The organism is Halomonas korlensis (assembly GCF_900116705.1).
Classification (GTDB): domain Bacteria; phylum Pseudomonadota; class Gammaproteobacteria; order Pseudomonadales; family Halomonadaceae; genus Halomonas; species Halomonas korlensis.
The window spans coordinates 306,895-324,781 of record NZ_FPBP01000004.1 but is presented as its reverse complement, the minus strand read 5'-3'; the positions used below and the strand labels follow the sequence as shown (position 1 = coordinate 324,781).

15 protein-coding genes and 1 tRNA gene are annotated in these 17,887 nt (G+C 63.5%); 9 read left to right on the top strand and 7 right to left on the bottom strand.

All coding sequences use genetic code 11. The features are described from left to right. Positions 1–116: 116 nt before the first annotated feature. On the top strand, positions 117–299 hold the full coding sequence (locus BM341_RS08150; RefSeq protein ID WP_175507827.1) for an SOS response-associated peptidase family protein: 183 nt from the start codon (positions 117–119) through the stop codon (positions 297–299). A gap of 456 nt (positions 300–755) precedes the next feature. On the opposite strand, the gene BM341_RS19785 is transcribed toward BM341_RS08150, so the two are convergent. Together BM341_RS19785 and BM341_RS08140 are read right to left on the bottom strand one after the other, a co-directional pair. Next, positions 756–953, bottom strand: a complete 198-nt coding sequence (locus BM341_RS19785) for a transposase (RefSeq protein ID WP_139232987.1) — start codon at positions 951–953, stop codon at positions 756–758. 140 nt (positions 954–1,093) lie between these two features. After that, positions 1,094–1,170 (bottom strand) — tRNA-Met (locus tag BM341_RS08140). Positions 1,171–1,358: 188 nt separating this feature from the next. Between BM341_RS08140 and phbB the strand changes: the two genes are divergently transcribed. Next, positions 1,359–2,105, top strand: a complete 747-nt coding sequence (gene phbB / locus BM341_RS08135) for an acetoacetyl-CoA reductase (RefSeq protein ID WP_089794728.1) — start codon at positions 1,359–1,361, stop codon at positions 2,103–2,105. 106 nt (positions 2,106–2,211) lie between these two features. Here phbB and BM341_RS08130 read toward each other — a convergent pair whose 3' ends face one another. Further along, positions 2,212–5,043, bottom strand: a complete 2,832-nt coding sequence (locus BM341_RS08130) for a DUF349 domain-containing protein (protein ID WP_089794726.1) — start codon at positions 5,041–5,043, stop codon at positions 2,212–2,214. 293 nt (positions 5,044–5,336) lie between these two features. Between BM341_RS08130 and minC the strand changes: the two genes are divergently transcribed. The 4 genes from minC to sbcB all read left to right on the top strand — a co-directional run bounded on the left by minC (position 5,337) and on the right by sbcB (position 8,781). Beyond that, entirely contained in the window at positions 5,337–6,095 is a 759-nt protein-coding gene (gene minC, locus BM341_RS08125; RefSeq protein ID WP_089794724.1) for a septum site-determining protein MinC, read from the top strand. A gap of 61 nt (positions 6,096–6,156) precedes the next feature. Next, the gene (gene minD / locus BM341_RS08120; RefSeq protein WP_089794722.1) at positions 6,157–6,975 is read left to right on the top strand and encodes a septum site-determining protein MinD; all 819 of its coding nucleotides are present in this window, start codon (positions 6,157–6,159) and stop codon (positions 6,973–6,975) included. Then, the gene (gene minE, locus BM341_RS08115; protein ID WP_089794720.1) at positions 6,972–7,223 is read left to right on the top strand and encodes a cell division topological specificity factor MinE; all 252 of its coding nucleotides are present in this window, start codon (positions 6,972–6,974) and stop codon (positions 7,221–7,223) included. The genes minD and minE overlap by 4 nt, the downstream gene beginning before the upstream one ends. Before the next feature lie 70 nt (positions 7,224–7,293). After that, on the top strand, positions 7,294–8,781 hold the full coding sequence (gene sbcB / locus BM341_RS08110) for an exodeoxyribonuclease I (protein ID WP_089794718.1): 1,488 nt from the start codon (positions 7,294–7,296) through the stop codon (positions 8,779–8,781). Between the two features lie 93 nt (positions 8,782–8,874). Here sbcB and BM341_RS08105 read toward each other — a convergent pair whose 3' ends face one another. Both BM341_RS08105 and BM341_RS08100 read right to left on the bottom strand, forming a co-directional pair. Beyond that, positions 8,875–11,730: an insulinase family protein gene (locus BM341_RS08105; protein ID WP_089794716.1), complete on the bottom strand. Its 2,856-nt coding sequence runs from the start codon at positions 11,728–11,730 to the stop codon at positions 8,875–8,877. A gap of 32 nt (positions 11,731–11,762) precedes the next feature. Next, on the bottom strand, positions 11,763–12,437 hold the full coding sequence (locus tag BM341_RS08100; protein WP_089794714.1) for an SOS response-associated peptidase: 675 nt from the start codon (positions 12,435–12,437) through the stop codon (positions 11,763–11,765). 201 nt (positions 12,438–12,638) lie between these two features. On the opposite strand from BM341_RS08100, the gene BM341_RS08095 reads away from it, so the two are divergent. Continuing rightward, positions 12,639–13,256: a TetR/AcrR family transcriptional regulator gene (locus BM341_RS08095; RefSeq protein WP_089794712.1), complete on the top strand. Its 618-nt coding sequence runs from the start codon at positions 12,639–12,641 to the stop codon at positions 13,254–13,256. Beyond that, positions 13,256–13,981: a 1-acyl-sn-glycerol-3-phosphate acyltransferase gene (locus BM341_RS08090; protein WP_089794710.1), complete on the top strand. Its 726-nt coding sequence runs from the start codon at positions 13,256–13,258 to the stop codon at positions 13,979–13,981. The genes BM341_RS08095 and BM341_RS08090 overlap by 1 nt, the downstream gene beginning before the upstream one ends. Here the strand turns inward: BM341_RS08090 and BM341_RS08085 are convergent. After that, positions 13,978–15,261 (bottom strand): HlyC/CorC family transporter, encoded by a 1,284-nt coding sequence (locus tag BM341_RS08085; RefSeq protein ID WP_089794708.1) that lies wholly within the window; start codon positions 15,259–15,261, stop codon positions 13,978–13,980. The genes BM341_RS08090 and BM341_RS08085 overlap by 4 nt on opposite strands. Before the next feature lie 85 nt (positions 15,262–15,346). After that, a complete protein-coding gene (locus BM341_RS08080) occupies positions 15,347–16,147 on the bottom strand; it encodes a cytochrome C assembly family protein (RefSeq protein WP_089794706.1) in 801 nt (266 codons plus the stop codon). A gap of 180 nt (positions 16,148–16,327) precedes the next feature. Between BM341_RS08080 and ffh the strand changes: the two genes are divergently transcribed. After that, the gene (gene ffh, locus BM341_RS08075) at positions 16,328–17,746 is read left to right on the top strand and encodes a signal recognition particle protein (RefSeq protein WP_089794703.1); all 1,419 of its coding nucleotides are present in this window, start codon (positions 16,328–16,330) and stop codon (positions 17,744–17,746) included. Positions 17,747–17,887: the final 141 nt, after the last annotated feature.

The following is a 17,887-nucleotide window of genomic DNA, read 5'->3' as shown; positions in this document are numbered from 1 at the left end:
ACAGGCAACCTGCAAGGAGGCTGGACCTGATGACACAGGTCGGAACTTGCGCCCGGCCGCTCAGGCATTGGCGGCAGTCCAAAGGGAGTTCCACTCGCGCATGCCGTTGGTCCTGGATGCCGTTGGTCCTGGATGCCGATAGCCTTGAGCCATGGCTCGACCCGCACCTGGCCGACCGCGAGACGATCCGTCAGATGGTGCGTCACCTCGATGCGAAACGGATCACTCACTGGTCGGTGAGCACGCGGGTGAACCGTCCCGGAAATGATGAAAATGCGGCGCTGATCAATCCGACGTGAGTTTTTGGTATGGCTAATGTCTCATGCTTTATATCGGCAATTTCCTACACGAGTAATTAATGTGCATTAATTGTGAATTTTTTGAAAGCTGCTAGGTTGAACACATAGAGCCACGGAGGGCTCATACAGGGAAGACCGAGCACGGATCGCTCGATGTTCACAGGGATGCACGGACAGGATGTCTGTGATGAGCAAACACGGAAGAAAAGGTAAAAGCCCAGCCTGTGAAGGCTGGGCTTTCTTTTTCCTGGCTCTCTTGTTCCTATCGCGCCTTGGCGTTAGCTAGTTCACTTCACCGCGTGGCCCACCTCGGCGAGCGCAGGTGCCAAGCCTAACCGGTTTTTTGACAGAGTCAGCAGTGCCGCCGTTTCGGCCAATGCCTTGTCCTTGCGGCGCAGTTCTCACTCTAGCTTGCGGAGCCGCTTCTGTTCCTCCTTGTGCGCCTGACGAAGCTGCTTATCCTTGCTGTACTGCATCAGCCTTGGCGTTCATGCAGGCATCCCGCCAGGTCTCTGCCGATCTGGCCTGTTTCCGCCAATGGTAGAGGGTTGTCGCTGTGATGCCTTCCTGCTCGGCCAGTTCCGGGATGGTCATGCTCATGGGCGGTGCCATCTTCTTGAGGATGGCTTCCTTACGCTCTGCGGGGTAACGCACGTTGATCACCTCTTAATCCGTTTAGGTGACAACTACGTTGGCGGATAAGGGCAGTATCACAGCGGTGTCACATCCGGATTTTCGAGCAGGCAACGAAAAAGAGGCAGACCAGTAAAATACTGATCTACCTCTCAAAATATTGGTAGCGGGGACCGGATTTGAACCGATGACCTTCGGGTTATGAGCCCGACGAGCTACCAGACTGCTCCACCCCGCATCAACGTGAGACATATTGTACAGGCTCCGCGTTTTGGGTCAAGAGGAGAGTTCAAACGCTCGTCCGTAACGCATTTCGTGGTCCATACTGGAGACGGTTGTCGCGAATTCGACAATCTATACAACAACACTGGTTTGTCCCGATGTCATTCGGGCGAACATGTGTCATTCGAATCAGGGAGGTAGTCAATGACCAACCAAGCACCCGTCGCATGGGTCACCGGAGGTACCGGAGGTATCGGATCCGCAATCTGCCGCTCGCTGGCTGCCGATGGCTACCAGGTGGTCGCGGGGTATCACAACCCCGAAAAAGCCAAGAAATGGCTGGAAGCCCAGAAAGCCGATGGCTACGACAATATCGTGCTATCCGGTATTGACCTCACCGATTACGATGCCTGCGTCGCTGGGGTGAAGGAGATCAGCGAGGCTCACGGCCCCGTCAGCGTGCTGGTGAACTGTGCCGGCATCACCCGCGACGGCACCATGAAGAAGATGACCCCTGAACAGTGGCACGAGGTCATCGACACCAACCTCAACAGCGTGTTCAACACCTGCCGAAGCGTGATCGAGGGCATGCTCGAGAACGGCTACGGCCGCATCATCAACATCTCCTCTATCAATGGCCGTAAAGGCCAGTTTGGGCAGGTCAACTATGCCGCCGCCAAGGCGGGCATGCATGGCCTGACCATGTCGCTGGCGCAGGAGACGGCCACCAAGGGGATTACCGTGAACACGGTATCGCCCGGCTATATCGCCACCGACATGATCAACAACATTCCCGAGAAAGTAAGGGAAGCGATTCGCGAGACCATTCCGGTCAAGCGTTATGGCACGCCAGAAGAGATCGCTCGCCTGGTCACGTTCCTGGCCGACAAGCAGTCGGGGTTCATTACTGGCGCCAACGTCGATATCAACGGCGGTCAGTTCATGGGCTGATCGTTCGCCTGACAGTCTCGAGCGCTGCCGGCGATCCCGGCAGCGCTCGAGGCGCCACACTACATTGCGGGGCCACGATAAACATCATCGAGGCTCTGCGTACTTGTCACAAGCTTTTGGGCAGGGGAGCGCCGGGCCAGGGAGGCGGCAGGCGAGCCAGGTTTTCCAACATATGATCGAGCTCACCGACTTCTCGCGCCCAGAGCGAGGGGGGAACCGGCCCGGTAGCAAGGAGCTCCAGCAATACGCCATGCAATTCTTCGGCGCGTGAAGATTCGCGGCCAAGATTGTCGTTGAGACGCTCGACCTGAATTGCCAGACGCAATGGATCGTCGCGCTGACTGACGCGGCCGACAGCGAGTAATGAGAGGTGCACCCGCAAGCGAGCGAGGCGTTCCTCGACCTGCGTCTGGTCGATCAGCTCGTGGCGCGCAGCGTTGCGACGCGCATGGGCGCTGAACATGTCATCGCCCAGCGCCAGCGTTTCCGGCGGTTGGATATCGGCAACGCTGTCTCCCGCCAGGCAGGCGGCGTCTGCCTCCAGATGGGCCGCCAGCAATGGCTGAACAAGGCGCCAGCGGTTGACTTCATCGACCACACCCAGGCGGGCCAGCCGCTCGCGCCGGGCCCTGACGATTCCCGACCAACGGCGGCGCATACCTTCAGTGCGACGTCCGCTAGGCAATGGCTCCAGCGCGGCGGCCTCCCGGATCGCCTGTTCGAGAACTGTCGCTTCCCGGCTCTCGGTGGGCTGCCAGTTGTCGAGGCGATCGATCAGTGCCTGCATGGCGTCGAGACGTTCCTGGTCGCGGCGCAACTGATCGCCCCGTTCGGCCTCGCGATTAGCAAAAATCGTATCGCAGATGCCGCGGAATTCGCGCCATAGGGCTTGCTCCTCTCCGCGGGGTGCACGGCCAAGCGCCCGCCAACGCTGTTGAAGCGCCTTGGCCTGTTCGGCGCGGCGTGCGGCTGGCATGGGGTGCTCGGCCAGCTGGCGGGTCTGTTCGATCAGCCCGCGCTTCACATCGGCGATCTCGCGCGCTCGGCGGTCAATTAGCGTCTGCAACTCATGGCGAATGCGCGCGAAACGCCGGCCGATGGCCTCGGCATGCTCGCGGGGGACGGGGGCACTACGCCGCCATTGTTCCCTGGCGCGATCGCGAATCTGGCGAAGGGCGTCTGGATCGGCTTCTTCGGCGGGCTGGGCAAGCAGCGTCTCGAGTTTCTCGCAAAGGGCTTCTCGATCCGCGAGGTGCTTTTGTCGTTCGTTCTCGATACGTTCACGCCAAGGGCCCAGACGCTCATGGATCTTCTCCGAGGCGGCACGGAAGCGAGCCGCCTGCTCACGGTTGGCGGCGGCGTCGCCCAATGACTTCCATTCCTTGACGAGTTGACGATGCCGACGGTCAAGCTCGGCATCACCAAGCGTGGGATCTTCCGCAAGCTCGGTAATAGCCAAGCACAGCTGGTCACGTTTGGGTCCGGCGACGAAACCGCGCCAGTCTCGCAACTCGGCCAGTCGGGCCCCCAGGCGTTTGAGCGTGGCCAACTCGGCGGCAAGGCGTGACCTGGGCAGACCGCGGACTTGTTGAAGAGCCTCGGCCTGATGGCGTAGCCCCTGATGCAGGCGGCTGGCGCCCTTGAACGAGCCACTCTCGAGCAGGCGCTCGAGTTGTAACAGGTCTTCAGAGAAACGTGCCAGGGCGCTGGCTTGTTCGTCGGCTGTGTCCTTCGTGCTGGCCGCGAGTCGCTTGCAGGCATTTGCCAGCAAGGGCGTGGGGGGTAAATCCTTAGGCCAGCAGCAGGCCTCGATAAGGGCCTTGAGGCGGTCGTCATCGCCATCCTGCAGCGCCTGCTCAATGGCGTCGGCGCGTTCGTCGAGACGAATCCGGGCCTGGGCAATGCGATCGAAGGCCTGGCGGGCCGCATCATAGCGCTGGCCCAGCGCCTCGTTGGCTAGATGCTGATCGGAGAGTTGCTGCCAGCGGTTGGCCAGAAGGTGCTTCTGCGCGCGCAGGCTGGCGATGTCCTGATCGGTGATGTAATCGCTGCGATGCAGCGCGTCCAGGCTCTCCTCGAACGCATCGATCAGCGCTTCACGAGATTGATTGGCTCCTTCCCGCCTCAGATGGTCGGCGTCACGCGAGCGTTGTTGGGCCTCATGATCGCCGATGACCTTGCGACAGCGCAGACAGGCATCCTGGTAGCGCCTTTCGAGTTCGGCATCCGGCACATCGCCCAAGGCCTCCCATTCGCGCATCAGATGGCGAAAGCGCCCCGCATAGAGCGGCTCCCAGGGGGCCTTGGCGTGTCGCTCCAGCGTCTCGATCAGCGCATCGCGTCTGGCCCTGGCGGCGGCCAGGGAGGCGGCGTCGGCGCGTAGGCGATTGAGCCGCTCGCGCGCCTGGCGCATCACTTGACGGTCGCGGCGCGCGGACTGGGCGAGCCGGGCCAGGCCGGCCTCGCTCTCTACCCGGGCGGCGGCGGCATGGCGAACGGCGGCGATGCCATTGTCGCAGGCCTGATGGATCAGGGCGTCTTCGCCCTCTATCCTTGCCAGGGCAGCCAGGCGTAGCTGCTGGTTGTCGCCCTTCATGGCGATCTCGGCGAGCAGCATTTGTTCGTCGAGGCGTTCCACGATGGCGATACGGCTGTCCAGGTCGTGCGGACCCTCACGGCCGGACACGAGTGTCACCAGTCGCTGCGTCAGTTCATGTGATACCGCCCCGTCTTCGAGCAGCTGCAAGAGTGCCGCCGGGTCGTTGAGGCGGGCAAGGGCAGTAGTGCGCACGCTGGCGTCATCGTCCCGGGCGAGGTGCTCGAGCGCCTGATGCTGTTCAGGATGAGCGACGTCGAGCCGTTCGACGGCCTGGCGACGAACCGCTGGATCGGGGTGCTGCCAGCGTGGGGCAAAGAGGCGGCGAAAAAGTCCAGACATTGGCCATCCTGACATGGGCTGATCCCGCAACGGGATGTGCGAGACTATTGTTGTCGATAACTGTTTTAGACAATGCTATTGGGTGCGATGATCGGCAAAGAGGCAAGCCTCGGGTACCATAGGCTATCTAAGCACGCGTCGCGCCTGGGGAAAAGGCCAACTGCGACGCGAGTGTGGCTGATTGGAGACACTGACAAGCCCTCCCCCGAGAGAATATGATCGGTTGCAGGGAGCGATTCACTCGCTTAGCTTTGAGCTAATATCCCGAATATTATCCGACGTGGAGTTCGGCAATGAGTCTCAACATGGAAAGGGGCGGCATGGCGTTCACCTTCAAGGGCGGCATGCTGCCGATGACGGTTATGGAGCTGACCAGCGCCGACCCCGAGCGTATCCGTGATCAGCTCGCCGGCAAGATTAGCCAATCGCCCGCCTTTTTTCAGCATACCCCGGTCGTGCTTAATGTCGAGAAACTCGACGAGCCGCATCTGGCGCTGGAGCGTATCTGCGCGGTGTGTCGCGCGCACAAGCTCCTGCCGGTGGCAGTGCGCGGGGGGCCCGACCCGGTCAAGCAGTCGGCCTGGGCGCTGGGGCTTGGCTGGTTTCCTCCGCAGGAAGCGGCCCGTGCCCGGCCGCTGGAAAGCGTCGCGCCCGTCGCGCCCGTCGAGCCCGAGGCAGCAGAGGTTGAGGTGGCAGCACCCGAGCCGACGGCAGGTGCGGTGGGTGGTGGGCGTATCTACCGAGGTACGGTGCGCTCCGGCCAACAGGTCACGGCTCCGTCGGGAGACTTGATCGTGATCGGCGCCGTCAATGCCGGGGCCGAGGTGCTGGCCGCCGGTAGTGTCCATGTCTACGGCGCTCTGCGTGGGCGAGCCTTGGCGGGGATTCACGGTGATCCCCTGGCCGTTATCTTCTGTCGTGAACTGAATGCCGAGTTGCTTTCCGTGGCCGGCAACTACAAGCGGCTCGAGGATGTCGATCCTCGCCTGTTGGGGACCGCCGTACAGGTACGCCTGCAGGATGACCAGCTGGGCATCGTGCCGCTAACCTGAGCAAGACGGGTGCCTGATCCGGCTAGCCCAACATTTTTTATTGACTGACAGGAAGCACAACTTGGCCAAGATCATTGTGGTGACCTCCGGCAAGGGCGGGGTCGGCAAGACGACCAGCGCAGCAGCCATCGCGACCGGACTGGCGCTGCGTGGCAACAAGACCGTGGTCATTGACTTCGACGTGGGGCTGCGCAACCTCGACCTGATTATGGGGTGCGAGCGGCGTGTGGTCTATGACCTCGTCAATGTCATCCAGGGCGAAGCGGGTCTCAATCAGGCGCTGATTCGTGACAAGCGGGTCGACAACCTGCATATCCTCCCGGCCTCTCAGACCCGGGACAAGGACGCGCTGAACCTGGAAGGTGTGGAGAAGGTCCTCGATACTCTGAGCAAGGATTTCGACTACATCCTCTGCGACTCGCCGGCGGGTATCGAGCGGGGCGCTCAGCTCGCCATGTACTTTGCCGACGAGGCAATCGTGGTCACCAATCCCGAAGTCTCTTCGGTGCGCGACTCCGACCGCATCCTCGGCCTGCTGGCCTCCAAGACGCGGCGCGCCGAGCGCGGTGAGGAGGCGATCAAGGAGCACCTGCTGGTCACTCGCTACAACCCGGCGCGGGTCGACTCGGGCGACATGCTCAACCTCGATGACATTCGCGAGATCCTGGCGATCAATTTGATTGGTTTGATACCCGAGTCCGAGGCGGTATTGCGGGCCTCGAACCAAGGGGTGCCGGTGACCCACGATGCCGACAGCGACGCCGGGCAAGCCTATACCGATACCGTGGCGCGTCTGATCGGTGAGGAAGTGCCTCTACGTTTCCACCTGTACGAGAAGAGAAGCCTGTTGAGCCGAATGTTCGGAGGAGGTCGCCGGTGAAGTTGCTCGAGTTCCTCAAGAGAGAGCGCAAGAAGTCGGCGTCGGTTGCCAAGGAGCGGCTCCAGATCATCGTCGCTCACCAGCGCACCCAGCGTGGCCAGCCCGACTACATGCCGATGCTGGAGAAGGAGCTGCTGGAGGTGATTCGCCGGTATGTTCAGGTCGATGACGATGCCATCAATATCAGCCTCGACAGCGAGGACAACTGTTCGGTGCTGGAGCTCAACGTCACGCTGCCCCGTGCCTGACGGCTGAGCGGCAGGCAGTGCTGTGCTAGGCTGTGGCTCTCGCCCATGACAGTACCGGAGAGACTCGCCCATGGCGCCGCCTGCCGTCCCGACGACCTTCCTTTGGCACGATTACGAGACCTTCGGTGCCGATCCGCGTCGCGATCGTCCTTCCCAGTTCGCTGCCATTCGCACCGACGCTGATTTCAATGAGATCGGCGATTCGGTGGAGTGGTTCTGCCAGCCGGCCGATGATTTCCTGCCCCACCCCCAGGCCTGCTTGATCACCGGTATCACGCCGCAACAGGCACGCCGTCGCGGCCTGCCCGAGGCAGAGTTCGCCGGTCGTGTCGAGGCGCTGATGAACGAACCCGGGACCTGCGCCCTGGGCTATAACAGCCTGCGCTTCGATGACGAAGTGACGCGGCATCTTTTCTATCGTAACCTGCTCGACCCCTATGCTCGCGAGTGGCAGAACGGCAACTCACGCTGGGACCTGATCGACGTGGTGCGCGCCTTCCATGCCCTGCGCCCGGAGGGGATCGAATGGCCGACCCGTGATGACGGCTCGCCTAGCTTCAAGCTGGAAGCGCTGACCGCCGCTAACGGCATTGCCCATGAAGGCGCTCACGATGCACTCGCCGATGTGCGGGCGACCATTGCCCTGGCGCGCCTGCTGAAGAGCCGCAATGCGCGGCTCTTCGATCATCTGCTGGGGCTGCGTTCAAAGCGGCAGGTGGCGAAGCTGCTCGACGTGCAGGGGCGAAAGCCGGTGCTGCACATCTCACGCCGTTACCCGGCCAGTCGCGGCTGTAGCGCCCTGGTGGTGCCTCTGGCCGAGCATCCCACTAACCCAAACGGGGTGATCGTCTACGATCTCTCGATGGACCCCGCCCCGCTGTTCGATCTGGATGCCGAGCAGATCCGCCAGCGAGTTTTCGTCAGCAACGACGATCTAGCCGAGGGCGCCGAGCGCATCCCGCTCAAGGTGATTCACATCAACAAGTGTCCGGTGCTGTTTCCGGCCGGTGCCCTCAAGGACGTGGAAGGCCCACATCAGGGCGAGTATGGCGAGATCGTGGCGCGACTGGGGCTAGACGTCGTGGCCTGTCGCGAGCACTGGAAACAGCTCGCCGCGCGTCCCGAGGTCGCCGCCCGCGTCGCCGAGGTGTTCGCCGCGCCGCCGCTGGAGGGGCCGAGCGATCCGGACCTGATGCTCTATGCAGGCGGCTTCTTCTCACCGGCGGACCGCCAGCAGATGCAGCGCGTGCGCGAGACCGCGCCCTGGGATCTGGTCGGTGCCAGCTTCGCCTTCCAGGACCCGCGACTCGAGGAGATGCTGTTTCGCTATCGGGCGCGCAGCTACCCCTACACCCTGGAAGGCGATGAGTTGGCCCGGTGGGAGAGTTTCCGCTGGGCGCGGATGAACGATCCCGCCCTCTCGAGCCTGACCCTCAAGGCCTTCGCCCGCGAGATCGAAAGGCTCAATCAAGTGACGCTTGATGACCAGGAGCGGCAGATCCTCGAGGAGCTGGTGATGCATGTGGAGGCGATCATGCCGGCCCAGGCCTTCGACTGAGCGCTGCCGATAGTCAGGGGGTAACATGACGGAGCCCGGCCAATTGGCCGGGCTCCGTCGTTGCGAGCGATGTGTCTGCTCTTTTCGAGTTTTTCAGGCGTCGGGTTCGGGCAGCGGGTCGAGATGGCGGGTCAGCTCGACCACGTCGCTGGGCTCATCGCCCGGGTCAAAGGTGACGCTGGCCACAGCCTCTTCGCGTAGTTCAGGCCATAGCGCCCGGAGGTCATCCGCGGCCACGGCCAGCGCCTCTTCAGCCAGTCTCTCGCGCTCGTCAAAGTCGGTGTCGCCGAACGACATGGCCCGCCATAGGCGATTGGCCTTGCCCGAGAGACTGGTGTCGCGACGCACCAGGCTGTCGTGTACCGCCTGGCGATAGGGCGCAAGGCTCTCATCGTCGAGCGTTACCAGACGGCTGGCGAAATCGGCCAGGAAGGCGTCGATGCGCGCCTGGATGGCCTCGCTCTGCGTCTCCGGTGACTGCACCAGCAGGCCAATGCCGGGAGCGTCGAGCAGCGGCGAATATCCGGCGTTGACCACATAGCCGAGCTGCTCCTCGGTGCGCAATTGCTGATAGAAGGGGGTGTCGATCAATTGACCGAGCACCGCCAGGCGTGCCCGGCTTTCCAGTGAACGATCCGGGCCCTGCAGGTAGCGCAGTACCACCGACTCGTTGCGCGTCGTGTCGGGGACCAGCTCGGGAAGGTCAGACTCGGCGCGCAGCGGGACCAGGTCGGGAATCTGCGCCTCCGCGAGGCTGGGCGAAAGTGCGTCGGCGACCAGTTGGCCTTCGCGGGTCGCCAGTTCGGCATCCAGATTGCCGACCGCCATGGCTTCAAGGCGCAGCTCGGCCAGGAAGTCATCGCGGAAGTCGCGCAAGGCGTCGAGGTCGAGCTCGCGGCTCGCCTCCAGCAGGGCATTGGTGGGCCATTGCGGGCGCACCAGTGCTTCGGCCAGGGTGCGCTGGGCCTGTTGATGCAGCGCGGCCTGAGGTGCATTGCGCCATTCGCGTTGGAGGCGATACTTCACCCGCTCGAAGGTGGCCGGATCGATGTCGCCCTGTTGCAATTGCTCCAGCACCCGCTTCATCAGCTGGTCCTGGCGGTCGCGCCAGCCCGAGAATGACAGCGTGACCCCGCGGGCATGGGCATAAGCATCGAAATGGTGACCGGCGAGGCGCGCCGGGTAGAGGGTCTCATTGAGACTGTCGGTCAGCCAGCCGGCCAACAGCCGGGCGAGCACCGCGTCGCGCGCGGTCGCCGAGACGTCGGGGTGTTGCAGGCTGAACCGCCATTCCACCTTGGGCGTATCGAAGCTCGCCTCGGCCATGTGCCAAAGGTCGAAGCCTGGCTCGTCGAGCAGGCGCTTGGGTCGCTCGTCCTGTTCGTCGAGCAGTTCGAGATCCTCGGCGATGTAGGGGTTGGGTTCTGGCAAGGCAAGGCCAGCCAATGGCTCGGTGTCTAGACTCGTGGAAACGCTGACCTTGCGCCAGGGCGTGTCGAACCAGGGGGATATCTCCTCCCCTTCGACATCGGGGCCGCTGTAGAGTCGCAGCCGGTTTTCCGGTCGCAGGGCATCGAGATAACGCTCGGTTGCCTGCCGGTCGAAGCCGTCCATCCGGTAGGGGGCATACTGAACGTCCTGCACCGGGAAGCGTGACAGATTCATGGCCAGGCGCATCGCACCGTCCAGCGGCGAGCCGTGCTGCTGGAAGCGGAAATCCTGCTCGGCGAGCCGGGCCTGCTCCTTGTAGCGCCATTCTTCCAGGCCAGTGTCGCGGATTTTCTCGATGGCGGCGAACAGGGTGGCCTCGATCTCGTCGAGGCGCTCGGCGCCATCGGGGGTAAGGCTGATGCTCACGGTAAAAAGTGCATGGCGGCCGTCGTTGCGAGAGATCCCGGCGGACAGGCCGTCGGCCAGGCCGGCGTCACGCAGCACGGCCAGCAGGCTGCCCTCGCCCTCATGGCCCAGCAGGTGAGCCAGCAGGTCGGCGGGCTTGTGGCGATACTGCTGGATCGGGTCGGGAACCGGGAACATGAAGCGCAGCTGGCGACTATCGCGAATCGACTGTATCTCCACGGCCGTCGGCAGGCTGTCGGCGGTCACCAGCGGCGTCTCGATCACCGGCCGTTCGAGGTCGTTGTCGTCAACCGGGGCGAAGTCCTCGACGACCATGGCCTCGAGCTCATCCAGCGGCTGGGGCGCGATCACTGCCAGATGCATGACGTTGGCATCGTAGTACTGCTCGTAGAAATCGATCACACGCTCACGCAGGGGTGGTTCGCCGGCGGGGCGGTCGGCCAGGGTCTCGCGGCTGCCCACCGAGAAGCCGGTCATCGGGTGTCGGGGATTGAGCAGCTGGTCGAGCACGTCGTTCTCGCGGCGCCCGTCGTCGCGGATGCGCGCCAGGTACTCCGAATGGACGACGTTGCGCTCGCTTTCCAGGCGATCCGCGTTGAACAGCGGGTCGATGAAAAAGCGACTGAAGCGATCCAGGGCACCCGGCAGGGCGTCGGGTTCGATGTCGAAAAAGTAGTTGGTGTCCTGGGGCGCGGTGAAGGCGTTATGGCTGCCCGCGTGGCGCGAGATATAGCCCTGGTAGGCGTCCGGCTCGGGATAGGCTTCGGTGCCTAGAAACAGCATGTGCTCGAGAAAATGTGCCAGGCCGGCCAGATCCTCGGGATCCTGAGCACTGCCTACGTCGACGTTCATCGAGGCGGCAGCCTTGTCGGCGTCAGGGTCGCTGACCAGTAGCACTTCAAGACCGTTTTCCAGCGTCAGGACACGGTAATCGCGGCTGTCATGAGGGCTGACCTTGGGCGTGACAACCTCATCGACGGCCTCGGGGGCGTCATCCGCGGCGACCGGGCCGAGCAGAATGGCAGACAGGGCCAACAGGCCGAGCAACGCTCGGGTCCGTCGAGCAATAGCGTAGTGGGGGGCGATAGGCATCGTCTCTCCTGAGTCGAGGGGGCCGCAGCGGTTCATGAGTCGGCGCGAAGCATGGGGCCGATGGGGCGGGCACAGCTTGCGTCCTGGTGCGCGGGATCATTGACATGTCTTGATACCGGAAAAGCGCCCAACAGTTCCCTGGGGGCGCGCGTCAACAAGGTTTTCGCTGCCGCCGGGTCAGTCTCGGGGCTCAGCCATTGTCGCGCGTCGTGAGGCTCGACAATGGCAGGGAGGCGGTCGGTGAGCGAGTGGAGCAGGGTAGTGGTCGGCACCGTGATCAGCGCCAGCGAGTCGGTGTGTTCGGCCAGGCTGGTATGAAAGCGGCACCACAGGGCGGCCAGCAGCAAGGGGCCACGGTCGACGCGGGTGACGAGAAAGGGCTGCTTGGCGCGCGGCAGCGTCTTCCAGGCATAAATGCCCCCGACCGGCACCAGGCAGCGTCGGCCCCGGAAGGCCTCGCGAAACATCGGCCGAGTGTCCAGCGATTCCGCCCGTGCGCAATGCGGGGCGTGGTCGAGCACCTCCAGCCAGGGCGGGGTCAGGCCCCAGAAGAGTGGCGATAGTGTGAGCCGGCCAGCCTCCAGGCGAATCGCCGAGAGAAAGCGACGCGGCGCCAGGTTGGGACTGGTGACAGGCGTCGTATCGCGAGCGAGCTCGGGCAGCAGTCGAGACAGGTCGAGGGGTGGGATATAGAGTCGGCCGGCCATGGGCCCTCCTCGAGTGGTGGAGCGACAGGGTATCCAAGTCCCCGGCGTGAGGAAAGCCGGCAATGGCCGCGGTCTTGCGGCGCGAACGTCGGTAAAAGTCACACGATAATCTGTCGAAAACAGTGTTCGATGTGCGCTATCCTAGAGGGCATGCCGCGGCGCGAGCCGATGGCTTGCTTTTACCACCTTGCGAGGAATTCGATGGCCCGTCCTAGACAGCATGCGCCCGAGGCGTTACATGCCCAGGTCATGGTCACCTGTGATGCCTGGCTGCAGAACAATCCCGTGCATTCGCTGTCGTTGCGTGCCTTGGCACGAGAGGTCGGTTGTGCGCCCAGCACCTTGCTCAAGCTCTATGGCAGCTTCAGCAACCTGTTGCAGCACGTCAATATCGAGACCCTGGCGCGCCTGCGCAGCGTCGTTGAACCGCTTACCAGCAAGGCGACCCCGGAGCAGCGGCTTACCTCGCTGGCGCATGCTTATTGGGAGTTCGCGCACCAGGCGCCTTACCGCTGGCAGTTGCTGTTCGACTTTCCCCTGGCGCAGGAAGGCGAGCTCGACCAGCGTCAGAACGACATGATCGAAGCGTTGTTCCTGCGCGTCGAAGCCACGCTTAAGGAATACCAACCCGCGCTGGATGATCTCGAAGCCAGGCGCCTGGGCCGCACCCTCTGGGGGAGCGTTCACGGCCTGGTACAATTGGGCCTCAACGAGCGCCTGGGGTACTGGCAGGGCCAGCAGCTGGAGGTCGGCGAGCTTCTCGATCAACTGCTGGCGACCCTTCTGGCTGGGCTGAAGACTCGCCAAGACCCCACGTGATGCTGTTGTCTATTCTGGCGGCGACCGCCCTGCTGCTGCTGGTGGCGGTCTGGTGGTTCAGGCGGCATCCGCGCGACGCTATGCGACGCCTGGTCTTCGCGCTGATCCACGTGATGTACCGTCTGCGCTTGCGTGGCCGCCGGCATATTCCCGATCATGGAGCGGCGATCGTGGTCTGCAACCACGTCAGCTTCATGGACGCCCTGGTGGTCGGGGGTGCCAGCCGCCGGCCGTTGCGCTTCCTGATGGACAAGCCAATCTTCGACTCGCCCTGGTTGAACTGGATGTTCCGGTTGGTGGGGGCGATTCCCGTGGAATCGGAGCGACGCGACCCCGGCAACGTGCGCCGGGCACTTCAAGAAGTCAGTCGGGCGTTGGCGGAGGGGGAGGTGGTGATGCTCTTCCCCGAGGGTCGACTGACACCGGATGGCGAGGTTCAGCCGTTTCGCCGGGGACTGGAGCTGATCCTGGCGAAAGACCCGGTGCCGGTGATTCCGGCCGGCCTCTCGGGACTCTGGGGGTCCTGGACCTCACACTGTCAGGGCAAGGCGCTAAGCAAGCCGCCGAGTCGCTTTCGCGCCAAGGTGGCCCTCACCTTCGGCGAGCCCATGGCCCCCCACGAAGTCAGCCGAACCCGCGTCGAGGCCAGGGTACGCGCCCTCAAGGCAGAGTCCGACGACTGGATCGCGAGCCGTGAGCCGCTTGGCAAGGCGCGCCGACGTTAGCGTGTTCGGCTCGTCCGGCGAGGTGCCTGCCAGCAGCGCGCGGCAGTGATCAGATTGTCGCGCACTTCGAGAATTTCCATGCGCACGTTGCTCACCTGCAGGCAGGCGGCGCCATCCGGGAAGGATTCCAGATGTTCGAGTATCAAGCCGTTGAGGGTCTTGGGGCCGTCGGTGGGCAACAGCCATCCCAGCGCCTTGTTGATCTCGCGGATATTGGCGGTGCCGTCGATGACATGACTGCCATCGTCCTGGATGTGGATTTCCTGATCCTGCCCGGCCACGTCGGTGGTGAACTCACCGACAATCTCCTCGAGGATGTCCTCCAGGGTCACCAGACCTTCGACGTCGCCGTATTCATCGACCACGATGCCGATGCGGCGCTTCTGCTTCTGGAAGTTGAGCAGCTGCGTGTGCAGTGGCGTCGACTCGGGGATGAAATAGGGCTCGCGGGCCTCCTGCACGATGGCGGCCTTGGTCACTTCGCCGCGGGACAGGAAGCGCGCCGCGTTACGCAGATGCAGCATGCCGATGATGTTGTTGATGTCGCCCTTGAAGACCGGCACCCGGGTATGTTGGCTGGTGCGTATCTGCGCCAGGATGTCCTCCAGATCGTGGTCCAGGTCGATGCCCGCCACCTCATGCCGCGGCACCATGATGTCATTGACGGTGACATTCTCCAGATCGAGGATCGACAGCAGCATCGCCTGGTGACGGCGGGGAATCAGCGTGCCGGCCTCGTGGACCACGGTGCGCAGTTCGTCGCGGGTCAGGTTGTCGGCACCGCCGTCGATGTTCTTGACGCCGACCAATCGCAGCAGGCCGTTGGAGATAATGTTGACCAGCCATACCAGCGGGTACAGCAGCTTTAGCAGGGGCTCGAGCGCCAGCGAAGCCGGGTAGGCGATTCGCTCGGGCCTGATCGCGGCATAGGTCTTGGGCGTGACTTCGGAGAAGATCAGGATGGTGATCGTCAGGAGGATCGTGGCAACCGCCGGGCCGGTGACTTCGCCGAAATAATGAATGGCGATGATCGTGGCAATCGAGGCCGCTAGGTTGTTGACGAAGTTGTTGCCGATCAGGATCACACCGATCAGGCGGTCGGGGCGTGCCAATAACCGGACCACTCGCTGGGCGCGTGACTCTCCGCTATTGGCTTGATGACTCAGACGATAGCGGTTGATCGACATCATGCCGGTTTCGGAACTGGAGAAGAAAGCGGATAGGCAGATGAGCAGGAGCAGCAGGCCGAACAGCAATCCCAGGGGGAAGTCGTCGCTCAAGTCGAAGGGTCCTCAATGGCGGGTCAGGCTCGATTTGTAGGGGGTCGGTCGGGCAGTGTCAAGCGGGCCCGGCGAGGGGCGCGGCTCATGCCCGGTTCAGCACGATCTCGAGCACGAACTTGCTGCCGAAGTAGGCGAGCAGCAGCACGGCGCAGCCGCCCAAGGTCCAGTGCACCGCGCGCATGCCGCGCCAGCCCAGGCGATGATGACTGAAGAGCAGAACGGCGAAGATCACCCAGGCGGCAAGCGACAGAATCGTCTTGTGGGCCAGGTGCTGGGCGAACATGCTGTCCAGAAACAGAAAGCCGCTGGCGATCGACAGGGTCAAAAGTGCCATGCCGGCCCAGATAAATTCGAACAGCAACCGTTCCATGGTCGTCAACGGCGGCAGTGACTGGACCACGCCGCGAATATGATGATGGCGCAAGGCGTGGTTCTGTACGCCCAGCAACACTGCCTGGACGGCGGCGATGGCGAGCACGGCGAAAGCCAGCGCCGAGCTGAGCGCATGCAGGGCGATCCCCGGCGTCATGTCCGTGGTGCGCTCGGGGCTGGGCAGTCCCACCGCGAGCAGCAGCGCCGCACCGGCCAGCGGAAAGATCCCGGCAGCAGCATTGAGCACCGGCTTGAACAGGCTGGCCGCAAGCAGCAGCACGACCACCACGGCGCCAATCAGGATCGCGCTGGTGGAGAGCCCCGGCAGCACGGCCTGCCCGTCGTGAAACAGGCCGGCGGCCAGCGGAAGATGGCACAGCAGCCCCAGCACGCCCAGGCCGCGCACCAGCAGCGGACGAGGCGCGACCCGGCGCGCCAGGGTCAGGGCTTGCCAGGCGGCGGCGGCGAGATAGAGCAAGGAGGCCATAAGGGCCAGGAGAAGCGCCTGCATCGATTGCTGTCCATGCGCCTTTGTGCGCGCCAGAGGATAAGGAAAAGGGTGTCGCCACTATACCCAATCGGTCGGGTCGCGCACAGGCCGCAGCCATCAACCCGCCGGATACATGGAGACTCGCGGCTGCAGCGCGTATAATCGTCCGTCATATTCGGGCCGTCGTCTCTGGAGAGGCCAATGTTTCAGAATCTCAGTGAGCGTTTATCGCAGACGCTCAAGTCGATCAAGGGTCAGGCGCGTCTGACCGAGGACAATGTCAAGGACACGCTGCGCGAGGTCCGCCGGGCCTTGCTCGAGGCGGATGTCGCCCTGCCGGTGGTCAAGGCGTTCGTCGACCGCGTGCGTGAGCGCGCCGTGGGGCAGGAGGTGTCGCAAAGCCTTTCCCCGGGGCAGCAGTTCGTCAAGATCGTCCAGCAGGAACTCGAGGCGATCATGGGCGAGGCCAACGAGGGGCTAAGCCTCAAGGGCACGCCTGCCGTGGTGCTGATGGCCGGCCTGCAGGGCGCGGGCAAGACCACCTCGGTGGCCAAGCTGGCGCGCTACCTGCGTGAGCGCGAGAAGAAGAAGGTGCTGGTGGTGTCTGCCGACGTCTATCGTCCGGCGGCCATCGACCAGCTCGAGACCTTGGCCGAGGAAGTGGGCGTCGATTTCTTTCCGTCGCGCAGCGATCAGCAACCGGTCGCCATCGCCGAGGCGGCGATCAAGCACGCTCGGATCCAGTTCCATGACGTGGTGATCGTGGATACTGCCGGTCGCCTGGCCATTGACGAGGCGATGATGGCCGAGATCCAGGCGCTGCATAAGGCCGCCGCGCCGCAGGAGACGCTGTTCGTCGTCGACGCCATGACCGGCCAGGACGCCGCCAATACCGCCAAGGCCTTCGCCGACGCGCTGCCGCTGACCGGTGTCATCCTCACCAAGGCGGATGGCGATGCCCGCGGCGGCGCGGCGCTGTCGGTGCGCTACATCACCGGCAAGCCGATCCGCTTCATGGGCGTCGGCGAGAAGGTCGATGCCCTCGAGCCCTTCCATCCGGACCGCGTCGCTTCACGCATCCTCGGCATGGGCGATGTGCTGTCGCTGATCGAGGAAGCAGAGCGCACCGTCGACAAGAAGAAGGCCGAGCAACTGGCCAAGAAGGTCAAGAAGGGTGACGGGTTCGACCTCGAAGACTTTCGCGACCAGCTGCAGCAATTGAAAAAGATGGGGGGCATGGGTGGTCTGCTCGGCAAGCTGCCGGGGATGGGCCAGATGGCGGAAATGGCCCAGGGTCCCGGCCCCGAGAAGGAAATGGGCAAGCTTGAAGCCTTGATCAACTCCATGACGCCCAAGGAGCGCCGCCGTCCCGAGATCATCAACGGCTCGCGCAAGCGACGCATCGCCGCCGGCGCCGGTCTGCAGGTCCCCGACCTCAATCGTCTGCTCAAGCAACACAAGCAGATGCAGAAGATGATGAAGAAGGCCGGCAAGAAGGGCGGCATGCAGAAGATGATGCGCGGCATGTCGGGCATGATGGGCGGCGGTGGTCCCGGTGGTCCGGGAGGCATGGGCGGTCCCGGCGGCATGGGCGGGCCGGGCGGCTTCCCCAGGCGCTGAGCCGGGTGATGGGAAGGCGTTGTCCTGGCCATATCATGGGAAACGCTTTCCAAGCGGGCTGGTTTTCCGTAGACTATCGCGTCTTCACTGGCAGGACCGCGAGTGCTTGCGGCTGCCGTCGTGACCCAATGCCCGAAGCCG